11 protein-coding genes are annotated in these 14,179 nt (G+C 42.4%); 8 read left to right on the top strand and 3 right to left on the bottom strand.

Going from position 1 to position 14,179, the window contains the following annotated elements:
- The first annotated feature begins 194 nt into the window (after positions 1-194).
- From WKF66_RS08110 to WKF66_RS08085, 6 genes are read left to right on the top strand one after another with little or no spacing between them, the layout of a single operon-like run.
- Positions 195-2,279: a nitrite reductase gene (locus WKF66_RS08110; RefSeq protein ID WP_489673925.1), complete on the top strand. Its 2,085-nt coding sequence runs from the start codon at positions 195-197 to the stop codon at positions 2,277-2,279.
- Between the two features lie 21 nt (positions 2,280-2,300).
- On the top strand, positions 2,301-3,089 hold the full coding sequence (gene cobA / locus WKF66_RS08105; protein ID WP_489673924.1) for a uroporphyrinogen-III C-methyltransferase: 789 nt from the start codon (positions 2,301-2,303) through the stop codon (positions 3,087-3,089).
- A gap of 5 nt (positions 3,090-3,094) precedes the next feature.
- Positions 3,095-4,597 (top strand): TSUP family transporter, encoded by a 1,503-nt coding sequence (locus tag WKF66_RS08100; protein ID WP_489673923.1) that lies wholly within the window; start codon positions 3,095-3,097, stop codon positions 4,595-4,597.
- 8 nt (positions 4,598-4,605) lie between these two features.
- Positions 4,606-5,310: a phosphoadenylyl-sulfate reductase gene (locus WKF66_RS08095; protein WP_489673922.1), complete on the top strand. Its 705-nt coding sequence runs from the start codon at positions 4,606-4,608 to the stop codon at positions 5,308-5,310.
- A 14-nt stretch (positions 5,311-5,324) separates the two neighbouring features.
- On the top strand, positions 5,325-6,230 hold the full coding sequence (cysD, locus tag WKF66_RS08090) for a sulfate adenylyltransferase subunit CysD (protein WP_489673921.1): 906 nt from the start codon (positions 5,325-5,327) through the stop codon (positions 6,228-6,230).
- Entirely contained in the window at positions 6,230-7,480 is a 1,251-nt protein-coding gene (locus WKF66_RS08085; protein ID WP_489673920.1) for a sulfate adenylyltransferase subunit 1, read from the top strand. The genes cysD and WKF66_RS08085 overlap by 1 nt, the downstream gene beginning before the upstream one ends.
- A gap of 62 nt (positions 7,481-7,542) precedes the next feature.
- Here WKF66_RS08085 and WKF66_RS08080 read toward each other — a convergent pair whose 3' ends face one another.
- Complete coding sequence (locus WKF66_RS08080; RefSeq protein ID WP_489673919.1) at positions 7,543-8,370, bottom strand: hypothetical protein; 828 nt, start codon at positions 8,368-8,370, stop codon at positions 7,543-7,545.
- Between the two features lie 328 nt (positions 8,371-8,698).
- On the opposite strand from WKF66_RS08080, the gene WKF66_RS08075 reads away from it, so the two are divergent.
- Together WKF66_RS08075 and WKF66_RS08070 are read left to right on the top strand one after the other, a co-directional pair.
- Positions 8,699-10,105, top strand: coding sequence for a glycogen synthase (locus tag WKF66_RS08075; RefSeq protein WP_489673918.1), 1,407 nt, complete (start codon positions 8,699-8,701; stop codon positions 10,103-10,105).
- Between the two features lie 13 nt (positions 10,106-10,118).
- A complete protein-coding gene (locus WKF66_RS08070; protein ID WP_489673917.1) occupies positions 10,119-11,387 on the top strand; it encodes a glucose-1-phosphate adenylyltransferase in 1,269 nt (422 codons plus the stop codon).
- Positions 11,388-11,389: 2 nt separating this feature from the next.
- Here the strand turns inward: WKF66_RS08070 and WKF66_RS08065 are convergent, their stop codons facing one another.
- Both WKF66_RS08065 and WKF66_RS08060 read right to left on the bottom strand, forming a co-directional pair.
- Complete coding sequence (locus WKF66_RS08065) at positions 11,390-12,748, bottom strand: sensor histidine kinase (RefSeq protein WP_489673916.1); 1,359 nt, start codon at positions 12,746-12,748, stop codon at positions 11,390-11,392.
- On the bottom strand, positions 12,748-14,118 hold the full coding sequence (locus WKF66_RS08060; RefSeq protein ID WP_489673915.1) for a sigma-54-dependent transcriptional regulator: 1,371 nt from the start codon (positions 14,116-14,118) through the stop codon (positions 12,748-12,750). The genes WKF66_RS08065 and WKF66_RS08060 overlap by 1 nt, the downstream gene beginning before the upstream one ends.
- Between the last annotated feature and the right edge of the window lie 61 nt (positions 14,119-14,179).

The raw sequence follows: 14,179 nt of genomic DNA, 5'->3' as shown, positions 1-14,179 counted from the left end.
AAAAAAACATGAACTATATATACGACCAAGCCTATATACTTTATATATTTGCTTTATGAAAACAGCGAATCCTGTCTTTAATAGTATTTTCACGTATTACGTGACCCTTTAAGATCAGAAGTTGTTTCAAAAAAAACTTCGAGCTTCATCAGTCGCCAGGCAGAGTAGCTTTTTTTACTTAAGACCAAACTTAGATGCAAAGCTTTAGAACAGAGTTAGAGAATCCTATTGTCGAAAAAGATATCATTGATCTAGAAAAAAAGATCAGACTATTCCGCGAAGGTAAGATCCATGATGAGAAATTCAGAAGTCTTAGATTAGCCCGTGGAGTATACGGCCAGCGCCAGCCAGGTGTACAAATGGTACGTCTAAAACTTCCTTTTGGTAAAGTCACATTTAAGCAGCTGCTTCGCATTGCGGACGTTGCAGATGAGTACGCGAGCGGCAATTTACACCTGACTACAAGACAAGATATTCAGATTCACTATGTGAGTTTAGATAGAACCCCTCAACTTTGGGAAGAGTTGGAACGTGATGATGTCACCTTGAGAGAGGCTTGTGGAAACACAGTGCGCAACGTAACGTCTTCGCCAGATTCTGGTATCAATCCAAACGAGGTATTCGATGTTTCGCCCTATGCGCACGCATTCTTTACGTATTTTTTAAGAAATCCGATCTGTCAGGAAATGGGAAGGAAGATCAAGTTCTCGTTTTCTTCTGATGACAGGGACACGGCTTACAGCTATATCCATGATCTTGGTTTTATACCGAAGATCAATGAACAAGGTGAACGTGGTTTTAAGGTAATGATGGCTGGTGGATTAGGTGCTCAGCCGTTTCTGGCGTCGCCGATCTTTGATTTCCTTCATGAGGATCAAATTATCCCATATGCAGAATCTTTGCTGAGGGTGTTTGATCGTTACGGCGAAAGAACCAATAGAAATAAGGCACGACTAAAATACCTGGTACAGAAACTTGGTCTTGACGAAGTTTTAAGACTTGTAGAAGAGGAACGCATTGCCAATAAATCTAAGTCCTTCAAGATAGATAGAAATACAGTTCCTGCACCCAATTTGCCGGAAGCAGTAAGTTTTCCCGTGTTGAATGAAGTAGTGAATGCTATGGATTACAAACACTGGCGCGCGACAAATGCCGTTGCACAAAAGCAAGAAGGTTTCTTCGGTGTATACATCAAGGTATCTAAAGGAGACATTAAAACTGAAAGCGCCCGTGCACTAGTGAATGCCATCAAGCCATATGTGGCTGATGAAATCAGGATTACGCAGAATCAGGGATTGCTATTAAAGTTCGTTAGAGAAGATGCATTGCCTTTGTTGTTTTCAGTGCTTAAACCACTTGGATTTGCGGTTCCAGGCTTTGACAGCATCGCCGATGTGACCACTTGTCCGGGTACTGATACATGTAACCTTGGAATCTCAAACAGTATGTCGCTTTCTGTGGCTTTGGAAGATGTGATCTACGAAGAGTATCCAGAGTTAATTTACGATAAAGACCTTAAAATAAAAATAAGTGGCTGTATGAATTCATGCGGACAACATGGTTTGGCGCACATCGGCTTCCATGGTAGTTCTGTGAAAGCAAACGGTAAAGTGGTGCCTGCTGTTCAAGTCATGCTTGGTGGTGGCACTGTTGGAAACGGCGAGGGTAGGGTAGCAGAAAGGGTGATCAAAGCACCTTCTAAGCGTGCTACTGATGTTTTGAGAACGTTATTGAATGATTTCTCGGGCGGATCTGAAGACAAAGAAACCTTCCATAGCTATTACGACAGACAAGGTAAAGATTACTTCTATCAGTTGTTGAAGCCTTTAGCGGACCTTACCAATCTGAAAGATGAAGAGTATGTAGATTGGGGTCATGAGGAAACTTTCGTTACTGCAATTGGTGTTGGAGAATGTGCTGGTGTAGTGATTGACCTTGTCGCGACCTTGCTTCTGGAAGGTTTTGAAAAACTGGAATGGGCAGAGGCGTCTTATGAGTCAGGTGCATGGGCTGATGCCATTTACCATACTTATGCTGTGTTTGTGAGCAGTGCTAAGGCTTTGTTATTAGATAAAGGAGTGAGCAGTAGCACGCAAATTGGTGTGATCCGTGAGTTTGATGCCAATTATGTGGAGACAGGGGAAATCAGTTTACCGAATTCTTTCAATGAACTGGTATTGCAGATTAATAAAAATGAGCCGACAGAAGAGTTTGCGACTGCATATTTATCAGAAGTAAGGGCATTTATTGCTCAGATTAAGACTATGAAATCGCTTTAAGCACAAAAGGGGAAGACCAAAATGACGACTAAAAATATAAATATTAAGGAGCCAAGAATTACCTTGGTTGGAGCAGGTCCGGGTGATCCTGAATTGATCACTATGAGGGGTGCCAATGCCTTAAAAAGTGCCGATGTGGTGTTGTATGATGCCCTTGTGAATGAAGGTGTGTTGGATTACGCAAACCCTGAGGCGATCAAAGTTTATGTTGGAAAAAGATCAGGAGAGCATTCTTTTGGTCAGGAAGTCATCAATAAACTGATGATCGATTACGCTTTGAACTTCGGACATGTGGTGCGTTTAAAAGGCGGAGATCCATTTGTTTTTGGAAGAGGATATGAAGAACTGGATTTTGCGGCTGGTTACAGCATTCCAGTGACGGTGGTTCCAGGGCTTTCTAGTTCAATTTCTGTCCCAGGATTACAACAAATTCCGGTCACACACAGGGGATTGAGTGAAAGCTTTTGGGTAGTAACAGGTACTACAGCTAACGGAAAAATCTCTAATGATCTCTATGAAGCAGCGCGTTCTAAAGCAACCGTGGTTGTATTGATGGGACTTGGCAAATTGAAAGAGATTGTGAAGTTGTTTCAGAATGAGGGTAAAGGTTTATTGCCTGTGGCCGCCATTCAAAGTGGGTCGACCGATAATGAGAAACTGGCGGTAGGTGTGGTGGATACAATTGTAGAGATTGTACAGGAGAAAGGAATTAAGGCTCCAGCATTACTGATCTTCGGTGAAGTGGTTTCTTTACATCCTTCCTTCCAGCCGATCAGAGACTTTTACCAGGCATTGAAAGAAGAGTTATAGTTTCAATGGAAGGCAATCAGTTATTTCCTGTCTTCATAAAACTCGATACCATCCACACCTTGCTCATTGGAGCAGGGCCAATTGGTCTGGAGAAGTTAACGGCTATATTGGACAATAGTCCGAATGCCCGTGTGACTGTTATCGGACAAGAGATATCAGAAGAATTGGCTGAGAAGGCTGCTTTATTTGAGTTTGTTAAGGTTTTTCAAAAGAGCTTTGAGCCATCAGATTTAGAAGGGAAAGATTTGATTGTTGCGGCGACCAATAACGCGCCTTTGAACGAAGAAGTGAAACAGTTGGCCAGCTCGAGGAACTTGTTGGCAAACTTCGCGGATAAACCCGAGTTGTGCAACTTTTACCTGGGATCGGTAGTTAGAAAAGGAGACTTGAAGATTGCAATCTCTACTAACGGTAAATCGCCGACAATTGCCAAGCGTTTGAAAGAAGTGTTGAACGACAATCTTCCCAATGAATTGAACGACACTTTGCAGCAAATGCAAGCATTACGAAATATACTAAACGGCGACTTTGCATCTAAAGTAAAAAAGCTGAATGAAGTGACCGCTTCATTGGTAAGTGATAAAAATACTGCAGTTGTTTTGCCATCGAGTGTTCCAGCGGTTACTTCTAAAGACAACAGGGTCAGTTTGAAATGGCTGATCTGGTTGGCTATTGTATTTTCATTCGCTATAGTAATCACAGCCTTTTGGAATAAGGAACCACAGTTTCAGGCGTTCGTAGCCGATATTAACCCTATATTTTATTGGTTTCTTGTAGGAGGTTTTATCTTCTCTATGATTGATGGCGCTATTGGAATGTCTTACGGTGTTACTTCCACATCATTTTCGTTGGCGATGGGTGTTCCGCCTGCTTCGGCAAGTATGGGCGTTCATTTGTCAGAGATTCTCAGTAACGGCATTGCCGGATGGATGCATTATCGTTTTGGAAATGTGAACTGGAAGCTGTTTAAGTTACTGGTTATCCCGGGTATTTTGGGAGCTGTAACGGGTGCCTACTTGCTTTCTTCTCTGGAACATTACAGCAATTATACCAAGCCCTTTGTGTCTCTTTACACGTTGATCTTAGGAGGTGTTATTTTATCTAAGGCGTTAAAACCTAAACAGAAAGGCAGGCATCAGGGTGGCAAGATCAAAAGGATTTCACTTTTGGGCGCTTTCGGAGGATTCATCGACGCTGTAGGCGGAGGAGGATGGGGTTCCATTGTGCTTTCTAGTTTGATGGCAGGAGGAAGAAGCCCTCGTTTCTCATTGGGCACAGTAAAAATTACCAGGTTTTTTATTGCGCTAATGAGCTCTTTGACATTTATTACCATGTTAAATGGTAAACATTGGGAAGCTGTTGCCGGACTGGTTATTGGCAGCGCTTTGGCATCGCCGATTGCGGCAAGAGTTTCTAATAAGATTTCGGCAAAAGCCATCATGTTATCGGTCGGGGTGATCGTCATTTTGGTGAGTTTGCGCAGTATCATTAATTTTATCGTTAAATAGGTTTGATCATGAAGGAACATTTTGAAGCAATAGCAGAGAAAATAAAAGGCCTTGATCCGGTAGACGCCTTGAGGTATTTTGCAGAGGCGTATAAAGGGAAGATCGTTTTTTCTACTAGTTTTGGCTGGGAGGATCAAGTGATCACGCATATGATCTTCGCTAATAATATTCCAATAAAGGTTTTTACGCTGGAAACCGGAAGATTGTTTCCAGAAACTTATTATGTTTGGAACAGGACTTTGGATATTTATAAGAAGCCCATTCATGCTTATCATCCAAATGCAGAGCTGCTACAGGATCTGGTAAGCGCAAAAGGGCCAAACAGTTTTTATGAATCGGTAGACAATAGAAAGCAGTGCTGCTTTATCCGTAAGATGGAGCCACTGAAACGTGCCTTGTCTGGGAATACTTTTTGGGTAACCGGGATAAGATCGGAACAGTCAGTGAACAGGCATGACATGTCTAACCTGGAATGGGATGAGCAAAATCAGATGATTAAGTTCCACCCGATCTTTGACTGGTCGCTCGATGAACTAAAGGCATATATTAAAGAGAACAACATAGTTTACAATACTTTGCACGATAAAGGTTTCCCAAGTATAGGATGTGCTCCTTGTACCAGAGCGGTTGCTCCGGGTGAAGATTTCAGGGCAGGAAGATGGTGGTGGGAAGACCAGTCGAAAAAAGAATGCGGCTTACATGCCACCACGTAATTGCAATAAGACACATGAGTAAATATAATTTAGATTATTTAGACGAACTAGAAGCGGAGGCCATTCACATTTTACGTGAAGTGGCGGGGCAGTTCGAGAAGCCTGCGCTGCTGTTTTCCGGTGGCAAGGATTCCATTACTTTAGTCAGGCTCGCAGAGAAAGCGTTCCGACCAGGTAAATTTCCTTTTCCATTGGTGCACATCGACACTGGTCACAACTTTGAAGAAACGATTACCTACCGGGATCAGATGGTTGAGCGGATTGGCGAAAAACTGATAGTTGGTCATGTTCAGGATTCAATAAATCAGGGGAAGGTTGTTGAGCAGACTGGCAAGAACGCGAGCAGGAATGCTTTGCAGACAGTTACGCTGTTGGATACCATCGCTCTGCATGGCTTCGATGCCTGTATTGGTGGTGCAAGAAGAGATGAAGAAAAGGCAAGAGCTAAAGAAAGAATCTTTTCAGTTCGTGATGAATTCGGGCAGTGGGATCCTAAAAGACAACGCCCGGAGCTTTGGAACATTTATAACGGGAAGATCCACAAGGGCGAGAACGTACGTGTTTTCCCAATCAGCAATTGGACCGAGCTAGACGTTTGGAACTATATTAAAAGAGAGAACATTGAGTTGCCGACGATATATTTCGCGCATGATAGAGATGTAATTACCCGGAACGGCCAGTTAATGGCGGCCTCACCTTTTCTGAATATGGATGGCGATGATGTGGTGGAGCATAAGAAGGTAAGGTTCCGTACGGTTGGTGATATGAGCTGTACTGCAGCTGTAGAGTCTGACGCCGATCAGCTTGACGACATCATCGCTGAGATCAGTGCATCAAAAATAAGTGAACGAGGTGCCCGCATGGACGATAAAGTATCCGAAGCCGCGATGGAAGACCGCAAAAAAGGGGGATATTTCTAATGAATTTACTAAAGTTTTTTACAGCGGGAAGCGTTGATGATGGGAAAAGTACCCTGATCGGAAGGCTGTTATATGATACCGATTCTATACTTGCAGATCAGCTTGAGGCGTTGCAACAATCGAACCGCAAAAACGACGATGGCAGTATTGACCTGGCCATTTTGACCGATGGATTAAGGGCAGAAAGAGAGCAGGGGATTACCATTGACGTAGCTTATAAGTATTTTCAAACGGCTAAACGCAAGTTTATTATTGCGGATACGCCGGGCCATATCCAATATACCCGTAACATGGTAACCGGTGCTTCGACAGCCAAGTTGGCGATCATTCTGATCGACTCCCGTAATGGTGTGGTGGAGCAAACGATCAGACACTCCTACCTGGTATCCTTGTTAGGTATAGAGCACGTTGTGGTTTGTTTGAACAAGATGGACATGATTGATTATAGCGAAACCGTTTTTGATGCCATTGTTGAAAGGTATAAGCTACTTGCGTCAGACCTGGGATTGAAAGACGTTACTTTTATTCCTGTTAGCGCTTTGAAGGGCGATAACGTGGTGAATGAGTCGGAAAACATGCCTTGGTACCAAGGAACAAGCCTTCTTCATTTCCTGGAAACGGTTGACGTGGAAGTTGGTCCAGATTATAACCTTGCCCGTATGCCTGTCCAGTGGGTGGTACGGCCTCAAACCGACGAGCTACATGACTATAGGGGATATGCAGGCCGTGTATTAAGTGGTGCCTTTAGTGTAAACGATAAGGTAACTGTATTACCTTCAGGGAGTACCTCTGTTATTGAGCGTATCGAAATATTTGACCAACGGCCGCAAGAAGTCGTTGCAGGTCAGTCGGTGACCCTTCATTTGCGTGACAACATTGACATTAGCAGGGGAGATGTATTGGTGAATTCAAATCACTTGCCACAGAGCTCCCAATTAATTGAAGCGGATGTTTGCTGGATGGATTCCCGTCCACTTGACGAAAGCATCACTTATCTGCTACAGCACAACAGTAAGGTAACTAAATGTAAGATCCGTGAGATTGTTTACAAAGTAGACATTAATACCCTTGAAAAGCAGCCTGCTTACGATTTCAAATTGAATGATATCGGTAGGGTAATCCTTAAAACAGCTGATTCATTGCCTTTCGATTTTTACACCGAAAACAAAGCGAATGGTGCTGTAATACTGATAGATAGTCGTACTAATTTAACAGCTGCCGCCCTTATGTTCAGGGCAGTTGCTGATTAGTGTTTAAACATTTTCGATACAACCTGGAAGCTTTTTTCGATGCTGCCAGGTTGTAGTTGTTTTTATCTCTTTCTGTTGTCCGTATTTGTGCTTTCTACTGCAGCTCCGGCAGAGACAATACCTAGTACACCAACACCCGTAATTATGTTGCCATGTGTGGTTGTTCTTTTTGTGTAGAAGACGTCTGAAAAATTTCCGCCGTTATAATCAACCAAATTATTTGGGCTTACATACGACCTGATAGATCTTGAAATATAAAATTCATTGTCAAGTGCGAAAGCTTTCTTTCCAGTTTCTGATTCAGTATATAGTGTAAGATAACTTCTAAAGAATACTGGAGAGTTTTCTCTCGTGAAATTCACAGAATGAACTTTAACCCGCCCTTGATGACTAGCGACTTGTTCCGTTTTCTTGAATGTTGTGTCAGGAAGAGCAATAAAGGCTGCACTTTTTAGAAATATTGTCTTGCTCTCTACTTTTGAGTTTGGTGGTATAAAACTAGTTGGGTTCGGAGTGGCGATTTCACCTTTAATTTCTCCATCAGTTCCTGTGATGTTCGACTGCCGCCAGGTGTCTAAAGAAAGGTCGCCATTGAATGCGATTTTATCCGGGACATAGCTTGTTGACTTTTCTTCAAAGATTAGAGAAGATTTGGCCCAGTCAACATACAGTGGCACTTGCAGCTTATTCTTCACGGTGATCTTGACGGGGGCATTTTCCCCTGCAAAACTGTAGGTGACTTGAACTGAATCGTTTTCAATGTTGAACTGCCCCGTTTGCTCATCCTTGAGCGCATTGGTGCTACTAAGCGTGCTGATGTAATACTTCGAACATGACGTAATGCTCAAGAAGCAAACAGCGCTTAAACAGAGGTTAAATAATCTTTTCATTTGTGTGTTTTTTGTGTACTACAAGTTAAGAATCGCCTATTGAATTTTAAATGGATAACCGCAATGTTACATTAGAGGACTCATTGCTCACGTCTCTCCATCGCATTGGCCTTCCAAAATAGACTTGAACTAAAACTGTTTCTTCCTCTTTCGCTTCCCTTACTTTCCCTTCATTTGCTTTTCGATATACTGCACAATCATTTCATAAAACTTGTTTTTCCATCAACGCACCCCGGAAAACAAAATTTAAATTATTTGTTGCACTTATTTGCTTTCTTCTTGTTATTGCCTAATTTAACTCACTATTAAAACCTCAAATAGAATTATAATGGAAATTATTCACCTCAGTGCAGAATGTTATCCTATCGCCAAAGTAGGCGGTTTGGGAGATGTGGTTGGGGCCTTACCAAAATATCAAAACAAGATCGGGCACATTGCTAAGGTGGTGATGCCTGCCTATGATACTAAGTTCCTAAGAGAGAACGAATTCGAAGTAGTGTATGACGGCTGGGGAAAACTGGGTTTCCAAAATTTTCCTGTCAGAATTTTCAGAGAGATCACCAACAAGTTGGGCTTCGATCTTTTTCTGGTACACATCTCGGGTCTGATGGATAGGCCTAATGTGTACGGTTATGCAGATGATACAGAGCGTTTTCTTGCTTTTCAAATCGCGGTATTAGATTGGATTGCCCAATGGGAGCACCGTCCGGATGTGATTCACTGTCATGACCACCATACAGGTCTCATTCCTTTTATGGCGGCTTATTGCGGTCAGTACCGTCAGCTGCGACAAATTCCAACTGTTTTAACGATTCACAATGCCCAGTATCAGGGTCAGTTTGGCTGGGACAAGCTACATTATCTCCCTGCATTTGACGCCTGGAAGTCGGGGATGTTAGAGTGGAAAGGGATGATCAATCCATTGGCCTCGGCCATTAAGTGCGCCTGGAAAGTAACAACAGTATCACCAAGTTATCTGGATGAGATCAGTTACAAAGCGAACGGTTTAGAATCGCTATTCGCGCAGGAGCGCGGTAAATCGGTTGGCGTTTTGAATGGGATAGACAATGATGTCTGGAATCCTGCTGCGGATTCAATGCTGGAAAAACAGTTCAACTTAAGAACCGTAGATAGCGGAAAAAAAGCAAACAAAGAGGCCTTATGTCGTGTTTTCAACCTGGATGCGAGCAAACCATTGTTTACATTCATAGGCAGACTTGTCGGAGAAAAGGGAGCTGATCTTTTACCAGAAATATTTTATAATGCCTTGCAGCAATTCAGCGGGGCGATGAACGTATTGGTTTTAGGTTCCGGAGACCCGGAAGTAGAGCGCCGGCTGGCACAATTAGAGAGTGTATTTCCTGGTAATTACAATGCTTATATCGGTTACAACGAAGTATTGTCGCACCAGATCTATGCAGGGGCAGATTTTCTGCTGATGCCGAGTAGGGTGGAACCTTGCGGATTAAACCAGATGTACGCCTTGAGATATGGCACAATCCCTCTTGTGCGAAGGATCGGTGGATTAAGAGATACAGTGATAGATATTGGTGATGGAGGATTTGGAGTTTGTCATGATCAAACGAGCGTCTCTGACGTAGGACACGCAATAGGAAGGGCAATGGAATTGTACACAGACAAGAAAAAAGTAAAAGATATCCGTAAGGTGATGATGAAGATCGATCATTCTTGGGATAGAGCGGCACAAGAATATATAAATCTGTACCAAATATAACGACAAACAAACTATGACTGAAAAAGTATTAGGTGTAATTCTTGGCGGTGGCCAAGGTTCCAGGTTAGCCCCACTTACACAAACGAGATCCAAACCAGCGGTACCGATCGCAGGAAAATATCGATTAGTTGATATCCCTATTTCTAACTGTCTAAATTCAGGCATACATCGTATGTTCGTTTTGACTCAGTTTAACTCGGCATCACTAAATAAGCACATCAAGAACACCTATCATTTTAGCCATTTCAGCGACGCTTTTGTAGATATTTTAGCAGCAGAGCAAACTCCTGATAACCCAACCTGGTTTCAGGGTACAGCTGATGCGGTAAGGCAAGTGATGCACCATTTATTAAATCATGAATTTGAGTACGTATTGATACTTTCGGGCGATCAATTGTATCAGATGGATTTCAATGAGATGGTGGATGCACATATTGCTGCCGGCGTGGAGGTTACTTTAGCAACCATACCTGTAAATGCAAAAGATGCGCCTGATTTTGGAATTCTAAAAGCTAATGAGAGCAATATTATTACCTCATTTATTGAAAAGCCTAAAACGAATCTACAAGATTGGACTTCTGACACTGGTGAGGAGATGCATGCAGAAGGTCGCGATTACCTGGCCTCTATGGGTATCTATATCTTTAACAGAGATCTTTTGATCAAGATATTTGCAGAGAACGAAGATGAGAAGGATTTCGGGAAAGAGATTATTCCAAGAATGTTGAACGAATATGATGTGCTAAGCTATCAGTATGAAGGCTACTGGACAGATATCGGTAACATTTGTTCATTTTTTGAAGCGAACCTGGGGCTGACTGACGACATCCCTAAATTTAACTTGTTTGACCATAACCACAGCATCTTTACAAGGGCGCGCATGCTTCCTCCTTCGAAAATTCTGGGAACAACGCTGGATAAAACGATCATCGCAGAAGGCTGTATCTTACAGGCAGAAAGCATCAAACATGCTGTTATTGGCATTAGGTCACGAATAGGTGTTGGTACTCATATCCAAAGTTGTTATATCATGGGAAGCGATAAGTACCAGACGCTGGAAGAGATTCAGGAAGATAAGGACAACGGAAATCCGATGATTGGCATCGGAGATAACTGTAAGATCACCAATGCTATTGTAGATAAAAATAGCCGAATTGGTGATAACGTAACCATCAATGGGGGTAATCATTTGGAAGATGCCGACTTCGAATTATATACAGTTAAGGACGGAATTGTAGTGGTTAAGAAAGGCGCTATCATCCCGGACGGAACTGAGATTTAGTTTCAGTTATATTTAAATACCAGCGAGAAGGTGGTCTTGACTAACGGTGCGGAAGTCACATCTAAGCTGCCATAGTGCATTTTCATAATGTTTCGGGTAATGGTTAGTCCAATACCCGAACCATTTTTCCTAGTAGTGAAAAACGGCACAAATATCTTTTCTGTAAGTTCAGGAGAGACTCCGTTACCATTGTCAGATACATCTATATAGAGCTTATTGAGCTCCAATCGGTAGGCCATCTCTATCTTTCCGTTTTCAATACCTTCCAATGCATATATGCTATTGGTAACCAGGTTAATCAGCGCTTGCTCTACTAGTTTAAGGTCAATGTTCAGCGTTATTTTAGAAGAGGTTTGCGCGACGATCAAAGTAATGTTCTTTTGCTGAGCAAATGATTGCATTAAGGTCTTCATGTGTCTCAGGATTTCACCAATGGTGTGATAGGCAAGAACCGGCGTAGGCAATTCAGCTATTAAACGGTAGTCTTTAACGAAATCTAACAGACCCTCTGACCTGCGTTTAATGGTTTGAATGGCAGGTTTTAGATCTTCCAGTTCATCATAAGTCAACACCGATTTATCTTGTATCATCGAGTTCACTGTATCCGAAAGGGAACTGATTGGGGTGATAGAATTGAGTATCTCATGAGAAATAACGCCGATTAACCTATTCCATGCCTCAGATTCTTTCTGTTCGATCTCATCTTTTATGTTTTGGAAGGAAATGATAGTATAGTTATTTTGATACAGATTCAATGGGATGATCTCTGTTGACAGCTGAGTCAACTTGTCCTGGATCTTGATCTCAATAAACTTTTTACCACCTGCTTTAATGCTGGTTATCTCTTTAGCGAACTGCGGAAGGTGTTGTTCAAGGCGGTGCCAGTACTTATAGGCAGGTACATTAAGTAAGGTTACCGCAGTCTGATTGATCAGAACGATTTCTTTTCGCTCCTCTGCTTCTGTGGTTTCCTGGACTACGATTACACCAACAGGAACTTGCTCCAGGATCGTTTTGATGAGGAGAAACATGGAGTCTTTCTCCAACTGGATATTCTTATGCACCTGAATGATGTCATTAAATGACTCGTAGAGTTCCGGAAAGCTTCCGTTGGTAACCTTGTTACGAAAGTTCAATGTGCTATCTCTTGTCTTAACCGCAAGGATGAACCTTTTGATGTCCTCCCTGATTTGATCGATGTAGTAATAAAGACTGATCAGGGCTGCCAATAAGATAATTGAGACACCAGTTATAGTGAAGTATAGGTTGGTTCGCTTGATCAGGTGATATAAAAGGATCGCCAGTAAGTTGATGACCAGCAAGCGGAAGAGGAGACGGTAGGTGAACCTTTGGTAAAACATTATAGTTCGAATTTCTCTATCCTACGGTACAGCGCTGCACGTGTCAGGCCAAGATCTGCCGCTGCTCTTGAAATGTTCCCCTTGTGCTTGTCTATCGCCTTCTGGACCATTAACTTCTCCATTTCTTCTAATCCAAGGTTGCTGGAAGAGATGGCGTGGTTGCCGAACTTCTGCGGTCTTAGTTGAAGGTCGTTGATGGTTATTTCAGACCCTTCGGACATAATTACGGCACGTTCAATTACGTGCTGCAGTTCTCTTATATTTCCCGGCCATGGATAACTTAGCAGCGCAGATTGGGCGTTTTCGTTGATGTTTGCAAGGTCTTTGTGATACTTATTGCTAAACGTGCTCAAAAAGTGATTGGCCAATAGAATGATATCTTCACCCCGGTTGCATAGGCTTGGAAGCATCAGCTCGACCGTGTTGATCCGGAATAGTAAATCCTGTCGGAACGAACCTTTTGTCACCATCTCATTTAGCGGCATATTGGTTGCAGTGATCAACCGGACATTTATCTTTCGTTCTTTACTTTCCCCCAGTCTGTTGATGGTTCTGTTTTGGATCACACTGAGGAGCTTCGATTGTAACGCAAGGGATAAGTTACCTATCTCATCTAAGAATATTGTACCGCCTTCTGCCATCTCGAATCTGCCGGGCTTGTCTTCTTTTGCGTCGGTGAAGGCGCCTTTTGCATAACCGAACAGCTCACTTTCGAAAAGATTCTCGTTGAGGGAGCCAAGATCAACATGCATAAATACCTGGTTTTTGCGGGGGGAAAGCTTATGCAGTTCATAAGCGAAGACTTGTTTCCCAGTGCCATTTTCGCCAAGGATCAGGACGTTAGCGTCAGTAGGGCCAACTTTCACCAATACATTTTGAAGGTGCTTAATGGGTTCAGAGGTACCGATAATGTTTTCGAACTGACGATTGACGTCTTTCTGCAACGAGGAATGAATCTTTTCAAGCTTGTTAACTTTCTTATTGGATTGGCGGAGTTTCGACGCAGAGGAAAGCGTAGCAAACAACTTCTCGTTTTCCCAGGGCTTTAGGATAAAATCGGTAGCCCCTTTTTTTATCGCTTGAACGGCGAGTTCAACATTGCCATAAGCGGTCATTAAAATCACCACATAATCTTTGTCAATCGATAAAATATGTTCCAGCCAATAAAGGCCTTCTCTACCATCACTGACACCCTTCTGATAGTTCATGTCCAGCATAATGATATCAATTTCATTGCGACTTAAGAGCACATTTATCTCTTTTGGAGATTTACAGGTGACTATCTTAGCAAAGTGCTGTTTAAGGAAAAGCTTTGCACTTAATAGAATATCTTCATCGTCATCAATAACTAAAACTGTAGCATCTATCATAATGGAAGTTTTAAAAATGTGGTGGTCTGGTTAACATTTCAAAATTAATAAAACTGTTCAT

The sequence above is a fragment of the Pedobacter sp. genome (assembly GCF_037719805.1).
In the GTDB taxonomy this organism is placed as follows: Bacteria; Bacteroidota; Bacteroidia; order Sphingobacteriales; family Sphingobacteriaceae; genus Pedobacter.
This window is presented reverse-complemented; position numbering and strand designations above follow the sequence as displayed.